At 67.8% G+C, this 16,034-nt stretch carries 11 protein-coding genes; 8 read left to right on the top strand and 3 right to left on the bottom strand.

What is annotated here, in order from left to right; genetic code table 11:
- Positions 1–20 precede the first annotated feature (20 nt).
- Complete coding sequence (locus A5730_RS09215; RefSeq protein ID WP_067898614.1) at positions 21–494, bottom strand: MarR family winged helix-turn-helix transcriptional regulator; 474 nt, start codon at positions 492–494, stop codon at positions 21–23.
- A 193-nt stretch (positions 495–687) separates the two neighbouring features.
- Here A5730_RS09215 and A5730_RS09210 point away from each other — a divergent pair, with 193 nt between their 5' ends.
- From A5730_RS09210 to A5730_RS09195, 4 genes are read left to right on the top strand one after another with little or no spacing between them, the layout of a single operon-like run.
- Positions 688–2,658 carry an ABC transporter ATP-binding protein gene (locus tag A5730_RS09210; RefSeq protein ID WP_082946774.1) on the top strand — a complete coding sequence of 657 codons (1,971 nt, stop codon included), beginning with the start codon at positions 688–690 and terminating at the stop codon, positions 2,656–2,658.
- A complete protein-coding gene (locus A5730_RS09205) occupies positions 2,655–3,506 on the top strand; it encodes a CbiQ family ECF transporter T component (RefSeq protein WP_067898608.1) in 852 nt (283 codons plus the stop codon). The genes A5730_RS09210 and A5730_RS09205 overlap by 4 nt, the downstream gene beginning before the upstream one ends.
- Positions 3,507–3,527: 21 nt before the next feature.
- Positions 3,528–3,977 carry an SRPBCC family protein gene (locus tag A5730_RS09200; RefSeq protein WP_067898605.1) on the top strand — a complete coding sequence of 150 codons (450 nt, stop codon included), beginning with the start codon at positions 3,528–3,530 and terminating at the stop codon, positions 3,975–3,977.
- Entirely contained in the window at positions 3,970–5,781 is a 1,812-nt protein-coding gene (locus A5730_RS09195) for a sulfatase-like hydrolase/transferase (RefSeq protein WP_156745745.1), read from the top strand. The genes A5730_RS09200 and A5730_RS09195 overlap by 8 nt, the downstream gene beginning before the upstream one ends.
- A 469-nt stretch (positions 5,782–6,250) precedes the next feature.
- Here A5730_RS09195 and A5730_RS09190 read toward each other — a convergent pair whose 3' ends face one another.
- Positions 6,251–7,951, bottom strand: a complete 1,701-nt coding sequence (locus tag A5730_RS09190; RefSeq protein WP_067899551.1) for an alpha-keto acid decarboxylase family protein — start codon at positions 7,949–7,951, stop codon at positions 6,251–6,253.
- A gap of 39 nt (positions 7,952–7,990) precedes the next feature.
- A complete protein-coding gene (locus A5730_RS09185) occupies positions 7,991–9,379 on the bottom strand; it encodes an NAD-dependent succinate-semialdehyde dehydrogenase (protein WP_067899540.1) in 1,389 nt (462 codons plus the stop codon).
- A 498-nt stretch (positions 9,380–9,877) separates the two neighbouring features.
- On the opposite strand from A5730_RS09185, the gene A5730_RS09180 reads away from it, so the two are divergent.
- From A5730_RS09180 to A5730_RS09165, 4 genes are all read left to right on the top strand, one after another.
- The gene (locus A5730_RS09180; protein WP_082946773.1) at positions 9,878–12,175 is read left to right on the top strand and encodes a GAF domain-containing sensor histidine kinase; all 2,298 of its coding nucleotides are present in this window, start codon (positions 9,878–9,880) and stop codon (positions 12,173–12,175) included.
- Positions 12,176–12,350: 175 nt separating this feature from the next.
- Positions 12,351–13,496, top strand: coding sequence for a VOC family protein (locus A5730_RS09175; RefSeq protein WP_067898598.1), 1,146 nt, complete (start codon positions 12,351–12,353; stop codon positions 13,494–13,496).
- 36 nt (positions 13,497–13,532) lie between these two features.
- Entirely contained in the window at positions 13,533–14,450 is a 918-nt protein-coding gene (locus A5730_RS09170; RefSeq protein WP_067898595.1) for a fumarylacetoacetate hydrolase family protein, read from the top strand.
- Positions 14,447–16,030, top strand: a complete 1,584-nt coding sequence (locus A5730_RS09165) for a bifunctional 3-(3-hydroxy-phenyl)propionate/3-hydroxycinnamic acid hydroxylase (RefSeq protein ID WP_067898592.1) — start codon at positions 14,447–14,449, stop codon at positions 16,028–16,030. Before A5730_RS09170 ends, A5730_RS09165 begins: the two co-directional genes overlap by 4 nt.
- Positions 16,031–16,034: the final 4 nt, after the last annotated feature.

Genomic DNA, 16,034 nt, shown 5'->3' with positions numbered 1-16,034 from the left:
TTGCACCGGGGGCGTGCTTGTCAGGGCGCGTTGCGCCGGCCCGCCGGCGACGCATTCTCGAGCAGCCGCCGCAGCACCTCCACCGCGTCGGTGAGCACTTGGCGGTCCCCTGGCTCGAGCAACGCCAGTTGCGGTTCGATCGCGGCCGCGCGGTCGGCGCGAACCGCGTTGAGCATGCGCTTGCCCTGGGGGGTGATCCGGATCCGGACCGCGCGGGCGTCCCCGGGGTCGACGGTCCGGGTGACCAGCCCGGCGTCCTCGAGCCGGCGCACCTGCGTGGTCATGGTCGGCTGCGAGCAGTGATCAACGGATGCGAGGTCCCCGATTCGGGCTTCTCCGTGGGCTTCGATCGTGGCGAGCAGCCTGGCCTGCGCCGCGGGCAACGGCATCTGGATTCGCTGGGTGGCCAGCCGGTTGAGCCGCGCCACCACGCCGAGCAGATCCGCCCCCAGCTGTTGAGCCTCGACGTTTGCGGTCTCGACAACTCTGTCCATGCCACCCATCGTTCCATAGCTTTGCTATGTGAGACGAGCGGCGGCGGGCCGGGCGGGTCGGAAGTCGCGGAGCGGACGACCCGACTTTGCGCTGCCGCCTGGCACAATCGGTGAAGTGAATGCCCGCCGCCCCGTTCGGTCGCGCCATCGGGGTGGACCTCTACAGCCGGCCGAATTGGCGCAGGCCTCGGTCATGGGGGCGCTCTGCGCGGCCATCGCCATCATCGCGGGGGTGGTCCCGTTCGCGCAGGGATTGGCGCTGCTGGGCACGGTTCCGATGGGGCTGCTGACCTACCGCTACCGGCTTCGGGTGCTGCTCGCCGCGACGTTTGCTGCCGGCATGATCGCGTTCCTCATCTCCGGGCTGGGCAGTTTCATCGCCGTCGCCAACTGCGCGTACATCGGTGGGTTGACCGGATGGGTCAAGCGCAGAGGGCGGGGCACCCCGACGGTGATCGCCTTGTCCGTGATCGCCGGCCTCGCCGTCGCCGCCGCGACCGTCGGCGCGTTGATGGTGCTGAACCGGCTGCGGCACCTGATTTTTCAGGTGATGGCGGCCAACGTCGACGGTGTCGTCGCCTTCCTGAACCGGGTGGACCTGCAGTGGCTTGGTGCCGACGTGAAGCGGGGCTTCGAATTCGGGCTGCAGCACTGGCACTGGCTGATGCTCGCGTACGTCACCTACGGGGTGGTGTTCTCGTCGTTGATCGGTTGGTGGGCACTTTCCCGCTTGCTGAATCGGATGGGCAACGTTCCGGACGTGCACAAGCTCGACGCCCCGGACGAGGCCCCCGACGCCGCGATCGGTCCCGTGCCGGTGCGGTTGGACCACGTGCGCTTCCGTTACCCCCACGCCAAGCAAGACGCGCTGCGTGAGGTCAGCCTGGAACTTCAGGTCGGCGAACACGTTGCCGTCATCGGCGCCAACGGATCCGGGAAGACGACGCTGACGCTGATCCTGGCGGGCCAGGAACCGACGTCGGGTTCGGTGCAGCGCCCGGGCGCGGTGGGGTTGGGCAGGCTGGGTGGCACGGCGCTCGTTCTGCAGCACCCGCAGAGCCAGGTGTTGGGCACTAGGGTGGCCGACGACGTGGTCTGGGGGCTGCCGCCGGGCACCGAGGTCGATACCGACCGCTTGCTGCGCGAAGTGGGCCTGGAGGGTTTCGCCGAGCGCGATACCGGCGGCCTGTCCGGCGGCGAACTGCAGCGCCTCGCACTGGCCGCGGCGCTGGCCCGGGAACCCGCGCTGCTGATCGCTGACGAGTTCACCAGCATGATCGACCAAGAGGGCCGCGACGTTCTGTTGAAAGTTTTGTCGGGCCTTCCCGATCGGCATCGCACTGCTCTGGTGCACATCACGCACTTCGACAACGAGGCCGCGTCGGCCGACCGGACGATCAACCTCAGCGATTCCCCCGACAACACCGGCCTGGTCGAATCGGCTCCGCCCCCATTGCCGGGTATCAAGGCCGGGCGTCGCCCCACCAAGCCGGTGCTCGAAATCGTCGGCGTGGCACACGAATACAACACCGGGACACCGTGGGCCAAGACCGCGCTGCGCGATATCAGCTTCGTCGTCGAACAGGGCGACGGGATTTTGATTCACGGAGGCAACGGCTCCGGCAAGTCGACGCTGGCGTGGGTGATGGCCGGGCTGACGGTCCCGACCGTCGGTGCCTGCCTGATCGACGGCGAGCCCATCCGCGATCACGTCGGCGCGGTGGCGTTGTCGTTTCAGACGGCCAGACTGCAGCTGATGCGCAGCCACGTGGGGCTGGAAGTTGCCTCGGTGGCCGGCTTTTCGCATCACGACCAACGCCGTGTGGCCGCCGCCCTGGCTGCGGTCGGCTTGGAACCCGCGATGGCCAAGCGGCGCATCGACCAGCTCAGCGGCGGCCAGATGCGACGGGTGGTGCTGGCCGGGCTGCTGGCGTGTTCGCCACGCGTGTTGATCCTCGACGAGCCGCTGGCGGGGCTGGATGTCGACAGCCAGCGGGGTCTGCTGCGCCTGCTGGCCGATCTGCGCCGCTACCGGGATCTGACCGTGGTCGTGATCTCGCACGATTTCGTGGGCTTGGAAGCCGTGTGCACCCGGACCTTGCACCTGCAGAACGGGGCGCTGCAAGCGGTGTCGGCCCCCGCCGCGGCCGGGGGTGTGGCGTGACCGCGACCTCCGCCTCCGCGCCGGCGCAGAAGCGGCGCACTTCTCGCCCGGTGGTGCTGTTGGTTCCCGTGCCCGGCGGGTCGCCCATTCATGACCTGTGGGCCGGCACCAAACTGCTGGTGGTATTTGGGGTTTCGGTGCTGCTGACCCTGTATCCGGGTTGGGTGACGATCGGGTCGGTGGCGGCGCTGGTGGCGGCGGCGGTCTGGATCGGTCACATCCCCCGCGGTGCGCTGCCGTCGATTCCGCGGTGGCTGTGGATCCTCATGGCGCTGGGTTTTGTGACGGCCGCGCTCGCCGGTGGCAGCCCAATGGTGTCGATCGGCGGGGTTCATGTGTGGCTGGGTGGGGCGCTGAACTTCTTGCGGATCACCGCGCTGTCCATCGTGTTGCTCGGGCTGGGCGCGATGGTCTCCTGGACCACCAATGTCGCCGAAATCGCCCCGGCCTTGGCGGTTTTGGGCCGCCCCTTCAAGTGGTTGCGGATTCCCGTTGACGAGTGGGCGGTGGCCCTGGCTCTGGCGCTGCGCGCCTTCCCGCTGCTGATCGACGAGTTCCAGGTGCTCTACGCCGCTCGGCGGTTGCGGCCCAATCACATGCCGCCGACGCGCAAGGCGCGGGTGCGGCAGACGGCGGGCAACTCGATCGATTTGGTGGCCGCCGCCATCGTGGTGACGCTGCGCCGCGCCGATGAGATGGGCGACGCGATCACCGCTCGCGGCGGCATCGGTCAACTCTCGGCCGCTCCGGCCCGGCCGAAACTGGGGGACTGGGCCACGCTCGCGGTGACCATTGCGGTCAGCGCCGCGGCCGTGGCGATCGAGACCATATTCCACCTGACTCGCTAGCCCGTCGCGTAGCGTGAGCGGGTGGCCGACATTCACCGGACCCGCACCATCGCGGCGCGCATCGGCGACATCTGGGAAACGCTCGCGGACTTCGGGTCCATCAGTTCCTGGGCCGGCAACGTCGACCACTCGTGCATCCTGTATTCCGGACCGGACGGGAACCCGGTCGGCACCACCCGGCGGGTGCAGGTCAAGCGCGACGCCCTCGTCGAGCGCATCACCGAGTTCGACCCGCCCCGTGCCCTCGGCTATGACATCGAGGGCTTGCCCAGCCGCCTGTGCCGGGTAGCCAACCGCTGGACGCTGGAACCGGCCGCCGCGGACACCCTGGTGACGCTGACCAGCACCGTCGAAATCGGGCCGCGCCCAACGCAAAGGGTGGCCGAGCGGCTCCTGTGCCGCTTCCTGGCACGGCAGTCCGCGGTGATGCTCGCCGGGCTCGCGAATCGATTGGAGCATGCCCGTGTCTGATCGCCCCGACGTCATCGTCGTCATGACCGACGAGGAACGCGCGGTGCCGCCGTACGAGGCGCCCGACGTGCTCGCCTGGCGCGACCGGACGCTGACCGGCCGCAAGTGGTTCGACGACCACGGCGTCAGTTTCGCCCGGCACTACACCGGCTCGCTGGCCTGCGTGCCAAGCCGCCCAACGATTTTCACGGGGCACTACCCCGACCTGCACGGCGTCACCCAAACCGACGGCATCGGCAAGACGGCTGACGATTCGCGCATGCGCTGGCTTCGCCAGGGCGAGGTCCCCACGCTCGGCAACTGGTTCCGCGCGGCCGGATACGACACCCACTACGACGGCAAGTGGCACATCTCGCACGCCGACCTCATCGACCCGAAGACTTCTCGGCCGCTGGCCACCAATGACGAGAACGGTGTCGTCGACGCCGCCGCGGTGCGGAGCTACCTGGGCGCAGACCCGCTGGGGCCATACGGGTTCTCCGGCTGGGTCGGCCCGGAGCCGCACGGGGCGGCGCTCGCCGACGCCGGCATCCGCCGCGACCCGCTGATCGCCGACCGGGTGGTCGCGTGGCTCGGCGACCGCTACGCCCGCCGCCGCGCCGGCGACCCCGCCGCGTCGCGCCCGTTCCTGCTGGTCGCCAGCTTCGTCAACCCTCACGACATCGTGTTGTTCCCGACGTGGTCGCGGCGGGGTCCGGTGAAACCGTCGCCGCTTGATCCACCCGCGGTGCCCGCCGCGCCCACCGCGGACGAGGACCTGTCGGGGAAACCGGCGGCGCAGATCGCCTTCCGCGAGGCCTACTACTCCGGCTATGGCCCCGCGGCGGCGATCGAGCGAACCTACCGGCGCGATGCGCAGCGTTACCGCGACCTGTACTACCGGCTGCATGCCGAGGTGGACGGACCGATCGATCGGGTCAGGCGGGCCGTCACCGAGAGTGGTTCGGGCGACGCGGTATTGGTGCGCACGGCCGACCACGGCGATCTGCTGGGCGCGCATGGGGGGCTGCACCAGAAATGGTTCAACCTGTACGACGAGGCCACCCGCGTGCCCTTCGTCATCGCGCGCGTCGGCGCGCGCTCGACCCGGCCACGGCTCGTCACGGCGCCGACCTCACACGTCGACGTGGTCCCCACCCTGTTGGCCGCCGCGGGCGTCGACGTCGCGGCGGCGGCCGCCGCGCTGGCCGAGTCGTTCTCGGAAGTGCATCGACTCCCCGGGCGTAACCTCATGCCGGTCGTCGACGGTGCCCCGGCCGACGAGGCCCGCGCCGTCTACCTGATGACCCGGGACAACATGCTCGAAGGGGACAGCGGCGCTTCGGGATTGGCCCGCCGGCTGAAGCGGACGGTCAATCCGCCCGCGCCGCTGCGCATCCGGGTCCCGGCCCACACCGCCACCAACTTCGAGGGCCTGGTGATCCGCGTCGACGAGCCGACGGCTTCCGGCGGCGCCGGCCATCTGTGGAAGCTGGTCCGCACCTTCGACGATCCGAGTACCTGGACGGAACCGGGCGTGCGGCAACTGGCGGCCAACGGGCTTGGCGGAGAGGCGTATCGGACGTCCCCCCTTGACGACCAGTGGGAGCTGTACGACCTGACGGACGATCCGATCGAAGCGATCAACCGGTGGACCGATCCGGACCTGCATGCCCTGCGTCAGCACCTGCGGACGCGGCTCAAGCATGCCCGGGCCGAGTCGGTCCCCGAGCGGAACCGGCCCTGGCCGTACGCATCTCGCCGGCCGTCCACATCACGGGCGTCGAGGCTGAAACGCCTCGTCACGGCCGTGCTCGGTCGCTGAAATCCTGCCGGCAGGTCTGCTCCGGCCTGGCCGGCAGGATGCGGCCGTCGAACGGTATCGGTATGCCTGCTGGCAGGTAGCGAGTTCTCCCGCTAGTGGGCCCGGTCGATGGGGGTTAGCCGCGGCGACATCGCTGTCGCAGAGGGCGAGTCTGAAAGGCATCGAGCAGGATGCGCAAGGCTCTTGCACCTGACAAAAGGGGACGTCATGACAGCGATGTACGGCCTGTTCGCGATCGTTCCGATTGTTTGGGGCTGCGCCGGTTACGTGCTGGTGTCTCATCCGGGCACCATGGAGATCGGTGAGTCTAAGAGCCTGCGAAAGTAAGTGAGGTCGCCTTCGGCCGTGCTAAACGCTGCGCTCGCGCCGACCTACACATGCCGCGGTGAGGGACCGGCAGCATCATGCGCGTTGCGGCGTGCTGCCGGTCGACTCACCTATCGGCGAGCATCTCGCGTCAGCTCGTTCGTCAGAACCGCGGGTCCGGGCGCGAATTGACCCGCGCCACTTTCGATCCCCACGAGATCAGCTCGGGACTGGCGTCGTCGTTGGGGATCTCGCACTCGATCAGCACCGGACCGCCCTTGTGGGCGCGTGCTTTCTCGATCGCCTCGGCCAATTCCGCTGCGGTGGTTGCCTTCAGCCCCAGGCCGCCGCCGTCCTCGGCGTTGAACACGTCGACCAGCCCGGCGTAATCCCAATTCTTGTAGTAGTTGTAGGGACCGTCGTGGATTGCCGACTCGATCACGTACCCGCGGTTGTTGACCAGAAAGATCACGATCTCCTGCCGGTGGCGGATCATGTTCGAGACCTCTTGGGCCGTCAGTTGAAATGATCCGTCGCCGATGACCGAGACCAGCCGACGGTCGTCCTCGAGCCCCATCGCGTAGCCGAAGCTGGCGGGCACGGACCAGCCGATCGAGCCCCACTGCATCTCGATCTCGAACCGGGCGCCACCGGGCAGTCGCGTGTACATGCCGTTGAGCCAGGAGTCACCGGTCTCCACCAACAGGGTGGTGTTGGAGTCCAGCTCTTCCTCGATCTGGCGCCACATCTCGACCCGGCTCAGCGGCGCCGACGGGTCGTCGGCCGCCGGCCGGGGCGCCACCGCTGCCGTCCCCCTGAGGCGCTTGTACTGCGTCAGGGTCGCGTCGTTGGCTTGCACCTTCTTTGCGAGGTCGGACAGGAAGTCGGCCAGCGCCACTCCGGTGAACTCCGCGTCGGGGAACCGCACGACCCGGGGTTCGGCGTTGATCATGCGCTTCCGCGGCGGCAACGCGCTGTAGCCAACCGTGGTGTAGTCGTTGAACACCGGACCGGCGGCCACGATCAGGTCGGACCAGTCGACGATGGCCTGGCACTGCGGGCTGCTCACCTCACCCCAGTAGATCCCGGCGTATTGCGGGTGATCCTCGGGGAAGAATCCTTTCGCGTTCGGCATCACCGCCACCGCGCAGCCCAGCGCCTCGGCCAGCTCGCGGAAGGCGTCGATGGCGCCGTAGGAGCGCAGGTGCACCCCGGCCAGCAGGATCGGCTTCTTCGCCTGGGCGATTAGGTCGGTGGCCCGCGCGACGGCGTCGGCGAGCGTGCGCGCGTTGCTTGGCTGCCAGTCGGGCAACTCCGCGAACGGAGCCGGAGCGGCACATGGCGCGGCCGACAGGTTGCACGGAATCTCGATGTAGGCGGGCTTGCGCTCGCGCAGCGCGGTGCTGATCGCGTAGTCGATCATGGCGGGCGCGTTGTCGGGGTGCTGGATGCGCACCGCCGCGCACGTGACCTGACGGAACACCTCATATTGCGCGGTGAAGTCGTGCGTGCCAACCGTGTGGTGCAGGATGTGATTTTCACCCGCGTCGTTGGTGTTGGGGCTCGACGACACCATGATCACCGGCAGGCGTTCGGCGTGGGCGCCGGCCACCCCGTTCAGCGCGGAGTACGCCCCGACGTTGAACGTGGTGAGCACGGCGCCGACCCCGTTCACCCGGGCGTAGCCCTCGGCGGCGTAGGCGGCGTTGAGTTCGTTGCAACAACCGATCTGCTCGACGTTCTCGTTCTCCAGCAGCTCGTCGAGCAGGACGAGGTTGTAGTCGCCGGGGACCATGAAGTAGTGCTTCAGCCCGATCTGCTCGAACCGTTTCGCGAGGTACTTCCCCACGGTGAAGTCAGCCATGATTGCCTTCCTTTTGCGTTGAGCCACTCGGGAATTGGTCTACTCGGGCGCGTCGATCGGCACGACGTTGATCAACTTCTTGTTGACGAACTCCGCGATGCCGATGCCGGAGAGTTCGTGCCCATAGCCGGACAGCTTGACTCCGCCGAAAGGCAGATCCGGCTTGGTCCAGGTGGGGTGGTTGACGAACACCATGCCGGTCTCGATCCGCTTGGCCACCTCAACCCCACGCTCGGGGTCCTGGGTGAACACCGAACCGCCGAGCCCGAAGCGCGAGTCGTTTGCCAGCCGCACGGCGTCGTCCTCGCTGGTGGCGCGGAAGAACAGTGCGACCGGCCCGAAGAACTCCTGGTAGTACGCGGGGTTGTCGGGCGTCAGGCCAGTCAGGATGGTCGGCTGCACGAACGCACCCGTGGTCGGCACCGGCTCACCGAGCGGGATGGCCGTCGCGCCGGCCTCGACCGCCGCCTTGATCTTGTCGTTGAGCTCGTCGGCCGCGCCCTGGCTTGACATCGGCGGCAGGGTCGTCGTCTCGTCGAAGGGGTCACCGGCCTTGAGCTCGGCGAGTGCGGCCTTGAACCTCTCCATGAACTCATCGGCGATCTCGTCGGCCACGATGATCCGCTTGGCGGCGACGCAGCACTGACCGCCGTTGTTCATCCGACCCCACACCGCCCACGGGACGGTCTTGTCCAGGTCGGCGTCGTCCAGCACGATCAGCGCGTCCGAGCCGCCCAGCTCCATGGTGGACTTCTTGAGGTTCTTTCCGGCCCGGGCCGCGACCACGCTGCCGGCGCCCTCGCTGCCGGTTAGCGACACACCGCGCACACGCGGGTCGTCGATCAGCAGGTTGATCTGCTCCTTGGTTGCGAACAGGTTCGTGTAGGCGCCCTCGGGGAAACCCGCCTCGAGCAGCAACCGCTCGAAGGCGGCGGCGGCCTGGGGGACATTGGAGGCGTGCTTGACCATGACCACGTTGCCGGCCATCAGGTTCGGGGCCGCCACGCGCGCCAGCTGGTAGAAGGGGAAGTTCCACGGCTGCACGCCCAGGATCACCCCGAGCGGCTGGCTGACGAGCATCGCGTTGTCGTTGACGCTGAGCGTGTCGATGCGCTCGGGCGCGAGGAACTTCTCCGCGTTGTCCGCGTAGTAGGCGAAGATGTGTGCGCTCAACGCCACCTCGCCGAGGGCCTCCTTGTACAGCTTGCCCATCTCCAGCGTCAGCAGGCGGGCGAACTCGTCGGGCCGCTCGGTGAGGACGGCGGCGGCACGCTGGCACAACTCGGCGCGCTCGGCGTACGACGTCTGGCTCCACGACTCAAAGGTCTTCTGCGCCTGGTCGAGAAGGTTCATCGCCTCCGCGTCGGTAAGGTCGTTGAACGTCGCGACGACCTCGTTGTTGTACGGGTTGACGGTCCGGTATGCCATGGTGTCCTCCATCGTTCTACCCCAGCAGGGAATTCACTCTTGATGCTGTGTCTCATCGGTGAAAAACAGCTATTTCGAAGCGATTACGCGGCAGGCCCTGCTGTCGCGGTTCTGTTAACAGCATGCGGACACGGCGAAGGCATGTCGTTACGGCCACCACCAAACGGCCATTACCGCCAGCAAGTAATGCGGCCCCGAGCCGCCGAGCTCGACGATCGTCAGCCCGCGTTGTATTGCGACGTGTCGGCGGTCGCGCTTGGCGCACGATGGCCGGGGCCAGTGCCCGGCCTTCAGCGAAACATATTGGGGTGCAAAGGTATTAGCAACAAGGGAGCCGCCGTGCGATGATGCCGACCGGATGTGTCGCGGCGGGCACGGTGCCAGGCGTGTGGAAGGGGTTTACTCCGCGCCCAGAAGATAGATACTGACAAGGTGTCGCTCCGGCATCATCCGGGCGCGGGAGACTTCCCGAGGCGATTATTCGCGGGCGCCAACCCCATGGGTGGCCCGCGACGGACCGCTGCGCGGCTGCGGCGGCTGTTGACGCCCGCCCGGGCTGAGATGCAGGCGAGCCGCAACAGTCTGCGTGAACTCGCTCGGCAGCAGACGGCCCTGCGCCGGGTGGCCGAACTTGTCGCCCGCGAGGCGGACCCCGCGGTCGTGTTCAACGCGGTGGCCGAAGAGATGGCCGATTGCCTGGGAGCACACAACGCTACCGTGGCTCGCTACGACGGCGACGACATCGTCATCGCCGCGATTGGCCGACCGGAACCGCAGTTGCCAAATCCGCCGGTGGTCGGTGATCGGTTCCCGCTGGACGGTGATCATGTCGCGGCGATCATTCGGCGCACCGGCCGGCCCGCCAGGGTGGACAGCCACGACCAGGTGGCCGGTGCGGCGGCAGCCCGCATTCGCGGCATCGGCATCAAGGCCATGGTGGGCGTGCCCATCGTGGTGGGCGGGCGGCTGTGGGGCGTTGCCGCGGTGGCGTCGCCAACCGCGCCACTGCCGGCCGATACCGAAGCTCGCATGGCCGATTTCGCCGAACTGGTGGCGACCGCGCTGTCCAACATGGCGGCGCGAGAACAGCTCGATGCCAGCCGCGACAGCTTGCGGAAGCTGGCCCGGCAGCAGACGGCATTGCGCCGGGTGGCCGAACTTGTCGCCCGCGAGGCAGACCCCGCGGTGGTTTTCAACGCCGTGGCCGAAGAGATGGCCGACTGCCTGGACGCCTACAACGCAACGGTGGCTCGATTCGACGGCGAAGAGATCGTCGTCGAGGCCCTCGGGCGCGCCGAGCGTGAATTGCCCAACCCGCCGGCCGTCGGTGAGCGGTTCACGATGGACGGGGATCACGTCGCCCCCATGGTGCGGCGCACCGGCCGCCCCGCCCGGCTGGACAGCCACGACCAAGCGGCCGGTGCGACAGGGGCGTTCATCCGCGAACTCGGCATTCAATCGATGGTCGCCGTTCCGATCGTGGTGGCGGGAACTTTGTGGGGCGTGGCGGGGGTGGCGTCGCGCTCCGGACCGCTGCCGCGCGACACGGAGGCCCGACTAGCCGATTTCGCGGAATTGGTGGCGACCGCGATTGCCAACGCCGCCACCAGGGCCCAACTGCGGGCCAGCCGCGACAGCCTGCGCGAGCTCGCCGACAACCTCAGCGTGTTGGCCAGACAGCAGGCCGCCCTGCGCCGCGTGGCGACGCTGGTCGCGCGGGGAGTGAGTCAGTCCGAGGTGTTCTCGGCGGTCGCCGAGGAGATGGCCGGTTGCCTGAATGTGGCGAACGCCGAGGTGCTCCGGTTCGAGGACAACGGGGCGGCGATCGTCGTCGTCGCTTCATTCGGCGCCCCGGGAGTGCCACACCTGCCAGTCGGTGAGCGGCTCACCACCGAGGGCGACAACGTTTCGTCGAGGGTGTTGAGTACGCGACGCGCGGCGCGCATCGACAGCTGGGACGGCGCCCAGGGACCCATCGCCGACCGCATTCGGCAGTTGGGTATCCGATCGCGTACGGGGGCCCCGATCGTCGTCGACGAGCGGGTGTGGGGGATAGCCATGGTGGCGACGAACGATCCCGACCCGCTGCCGCCGGATACCGAGGAGCGCATCGCCGAGTTCGCCGAATTGGTGGCGACGGCGGCCGCCGTCGCCACCACGCGCGAGGAGCTGATCGCCTCCCGGGCGAGGATCGTGGCCGCCGCCGATCACGCCCGCCGCCGGCTGGAGCGCGACATTCACGATGGTGCCCAGCAGCGGCTGATCTCACTCGGGCTCAAGCTGCGGTTGGCGGAGGAATCCATGCCGCCCGAGCAAGATGATGTGAAAAGCGTTCTAGCGGAAGCGGTATCCGGGCTGAACGGTGTATTCCAGGAGCTGCAGGAGATATCACGGGGCATCCATCCGGCGATTCTGTCGACAGGCGGGTTGGCCGCGGCGCTGAAGACGCTGGCCCGCCGCTCAACGGTGCCAGTCGATCTCGAGGTCGGGATCGAGCAACGACTGCCCGACTCCGTCGAGGTCGCCGCCTACTACGTGGTTGCGGAGGCGCTGGCCAACGCGGCCAAGCACGCGCAGGCCACCCACGTGGCGGTGCGCGCGCATGCCACCGGTGATGGCCTCGCGCTGTTCATCTCCGACGACGGGGTCGGTGGCGCCGACTCCCGGAAGGGCTCGGGGTTGACCGGGCTCAAAGACCGCATCGAGGCGCTGAGCGGCCAGATGCGCGTGGTCAGCCCGGTGGGTGCCGGCACGGCGATCGAGATGACGATTCCCGTCCGGGCGAGCGGCCTGTAACCGCCGATACCTGCTAGCAGGGGATGACGATTGCCGCCAGCGGCAACGACAGACCTCGACGCGGGCGGCAAGCTTGCTGACGAATGCGGTACACGACACCGTGTCCGTCGAAATCCAAGGCAGCAAAACCTCATTGGGGAAGGAGCATCATGCACACGTTCTCGGGAGACGCGCAATGACCGAGCAATTGAGCGGCTCGCACAACGGCCTGCACAGCGAGCAGGGTGCCCTGCCCGGGGAACACCCGGGACGTTCGGCCAACCCGGTGATCAAGGTTCACGACGTCGTCTGGCTCGAGTTCGAGAAGCCGGACCTGCAGAACGCTGAAGCCTTCGCGCTCGCATTCGGTTTCAGCGTCGTGCTGCGCACCGATAACGAGTTGCATTTGCGGGGCAGCGATCCCGGTGCGCCGTGCGTGTTGATCCGCCGTGGCTCCCGCTCCCGCTTCGTCGGGCCGGCCTTCGCCGCCGCCGAGCAATCCGACCTGTTGCGGTTGGCCGACGCGACCGGGGCGACGGTGCGGGCCCTGCCCGAGACGCTGGGCGGGGTGACCGTCAACTTGGTCGACCCCAGTGGCATCCCGCTGCGAGTGGTCGCGGGCGTGTATGAGCTTCCGGAGCTGCCGTCCCAACAGCCGCACATATTCAATTTCGGCGCCAGCCATGACACGGTGCGGGCGAACGCGACCCAGCGTCCGCCACGGGTGCCCGCGCGCGTGCAGCGGCTCGGACACATCGTGCTGCAGACACCGAAGTACATCGAGGCCCTGAACTGGTACCTGGACCACCTGGGACTCATCGTCAGCGACTTCTGCTACTACCCTGGCCAGCGCGCGCGCGGACCGGTGATGAGCTTCATCCGCTGCGACCGCGGTTCGGTCCCCGCCGACCACCACACGCTCGCAATGGCATTGGGCCCGACCCACCGCTACGTGCACTCCGCATATCAGGTCGCCGACCTCGATGCGCTCGCCGCGGGCGGCGAATACCTGCGCGAGCGAGGGTATTTCCGGTCTTGGGGCATCGGCCGGCACATCCAGGGCAGCCAGATCTTCGATTACTGGCGTGACCCTGAAGGCGGCTTCCTGGTTGAGCATTTCGCCGACGGCGACATGTTCGACAACACGCTGGAGCCGGGCTGGGCGCCCTTGTCGGCGTCGGGCCTGTATCAGTGGGGTCCCCCGCCGAGCAAGGACTTTCTCGGTGTCGGTTCACCCGGTGAAGCGGCCCGTGAACTCGGCCTCATGCTCGGGGCGCTGCGCCACGACAACGAGTTTGACCGCTCCGCCCTACGCGGGTTGTTCAACGTAGCCAAGTCCTGAAAATCCCTCACCCAACCCAAACGGAAGGATCCGCAAATGTCCATCTCCATCCTGCACACCGCCGACGCATGGTGGGTGCAGACTCCGGGCGGCGCTGCCCGCATCCGCACCGACGCGATCACCACCGCGCAGCTGCTCGCCGACCGCCGTGCCATCGACGGCGCCTTGGCCTCCACCGACACCGTGCCGGTGGCGAACCTCGCGCTGCTCTCGCCGGTCACCACGCCATGCCGGGTGGTGGCACAGGCCACCAACTACGCCTCACACGTCCGGGACGTCGGTCGTGACCCGGCCAAGACCCCACTGACCTTCTTCCGCAAGGCCTCCGGTTCGGTCACCGGCCCGTTCGGCGACATCGTCAAGCCCTCCCACGTGCGGCTGCTGGACTACGAGCTGGAGATCGCTCTGCTCATCGGCGCCGATGTTCCGGTGGGCACCGAAGTGACGGAGGGCAACCTGGCCGAGTTCGTCCACGGGCTGGTGGTGACGAACGACGTGTCGGCGCGCGACGTGCAGCTCACCAAAGCCCAGTTCTACGAGTCGAAGTCGTACCCGACCTTCACCCCCGTCGGACCGGCGTTGGTGCTGATAGACGCCGACGAGCTGAAGCGCTTCGGCGACCTGCGGCTGCAGCTGCGGGTCAACGGTGAGATCCGCCAGGACATGGTGGTCGATGGCGACATGCTCTACTCGCCCGTCCAAGCGCTGCAGGCGCTGGCGAGGTTCCAGAAGCTGGAGGTCGGCGACATTGTCCTCACCGGCACCCCCGTGGGCACCGCGCTCACCGCGCGCGGGATCGAGAACCCGCACCAGATGGACCTGACGACATTCCTTGCCGGACAAGCGAAGAACCCCAACTACCTACATCACGGCGACGTCGTGGAGGCCACGGTGGCCACTGACGACGGCGTCCTCGACCTCGGCACCCAACGCAACAAGGTGGTCTACGCATGAACGCACAACATCACGGCGCCCCGGCGGCACTGCCGGACTTCGTGCCGGTAATCATCATCGGTGCCGGGCCCACCGGAATCACCGCCGCGACGCTGCTTGGTCAATACGGCATTCCGGCCCTGGTGCTCGACCGCCATGAGTCGGTCTACCCGTTGCCCCGGGCGGTGCACGCCGACGATGAGATCTATCGCATTCTGGCCCGGCTGGGCATCGGCGACGAATTCGCCGCACACCGGCGTCCCGCTCTGGGACTTCGCTTGCTGGACAAGGATTTGCGAGTGCTGGCGGAGTTGAAGCGCAGTCCGCAGCCCAGCGCCAACGGCTATCCGCAGATGAACATGTTCGACCAACCGGAGTTGGAAGCGATGATGCGCGCCAACCTCAAGCAGTACCCGCACGTGGTGTTGAAGGGTGACGTTGAGGTCACCGCAGTCACCCAGAACAGATCCGGCCGTGTCCGGGTCAGCTTCCTCGACCGCGTGCGCGGCGGTGAGCAGTCCGTCGAGGCCGGCTACGTGTTCGGCTGCGACGGTGCCAACAGCATGGTGCGTGCGTCCATCGGTTCACACATGTACGGGCCGTCGTTTCAGCAGGACTGGTTGGTCATCGACGTCGATACGGAGGCAGAACTAGGTCAGTGGGAGGGCTGCCACCAGCTGTGCAGCCTCGAGCGTGCCGGCACCTACATGCGTGTCGGGCAGACCCGTCACCGTTGGGAATTCCGGCTGCTCGACGGGGAGACCGCCGCCGACTATCAAACCATCGAGCGCATCGAGCCGTTGATCAGGCCGTGGCTGCGCGACTTGGAAGCCGAGGAGTTGAAACTCGTCCGGGTGACGGAGTACACGTTCCGAGCGAAGGTTGCCAGTCGCTGGCGGGACCGAAACGTGTTCATTCTCGGTGACGCCGCGCACCTCACTCCGCCGTTCGTGGGCCAGGGCATGGCTGCAGGCCTTCGTGACGCGTTGAACCTGAGCTGGAAAGTGGCTGGGGTGCTCGCCAATTCGCTGCCGGAAAGCGCGCTCGACACATACGAGCGGGAGCGCAAAGCGCACGCCGCGGCGATGATCATGATGGCGGTATCCGTAGGGGCGGCGATGACTGGGGGCGGCGCGGTCGGTGATCTCGTCCGGCATGTCGCGTTTCCGCGCCTGCAAAGCACGCGCCTGCCTGGCACCCGGACCAGCGCCGCCGACGGCGTCGCCCCGGGTCTGCGCAGTTCGTCGCTCGTGGTCAAGTCCCGGATGCCAGGACAGTTGGGCGGAACACTATGCCCGAACCCAACTCTGGACGACGGCCGGCACCTCGACCAGGTTATCGGCAACCGGTTCGCGGTCGTGAGCTCGTCGCCGCTGACCACCCCGCTGCAAGAGGCGCTCCGCCGCCGCGGAGCAGTCGGCATCGCGGTGACGGGTGACAGCCAACTGGGTCGCTGGTTGCGGGGCGGGAGGGTGACCGCGGCAATCGTCCGGCCCGATGGCGCGGTGATGCGGGCAGGCAGGGATCTTCAGGAGCTCTGCGACGCCGTGCCCACCTTTTCGGTGGACCACGTCGATGTAGCCGAGAGCGAACGCCGATGACCGA

It is taken from the genome of Mycobacterium sp. ACS4054, from assembly GCF_001667275.1.
Taxonomy (GTDB): Bacteria; Actinomycetota; Actinomycetes; order Mycobacteriales; family Mycobacteriaceae; genus Mycobacterium.
The sequence above is the reverse complement of the archived record's forward strand: the minus strand, read 5'-3'. Positions and strand labels throughout refer to the sequence as shown.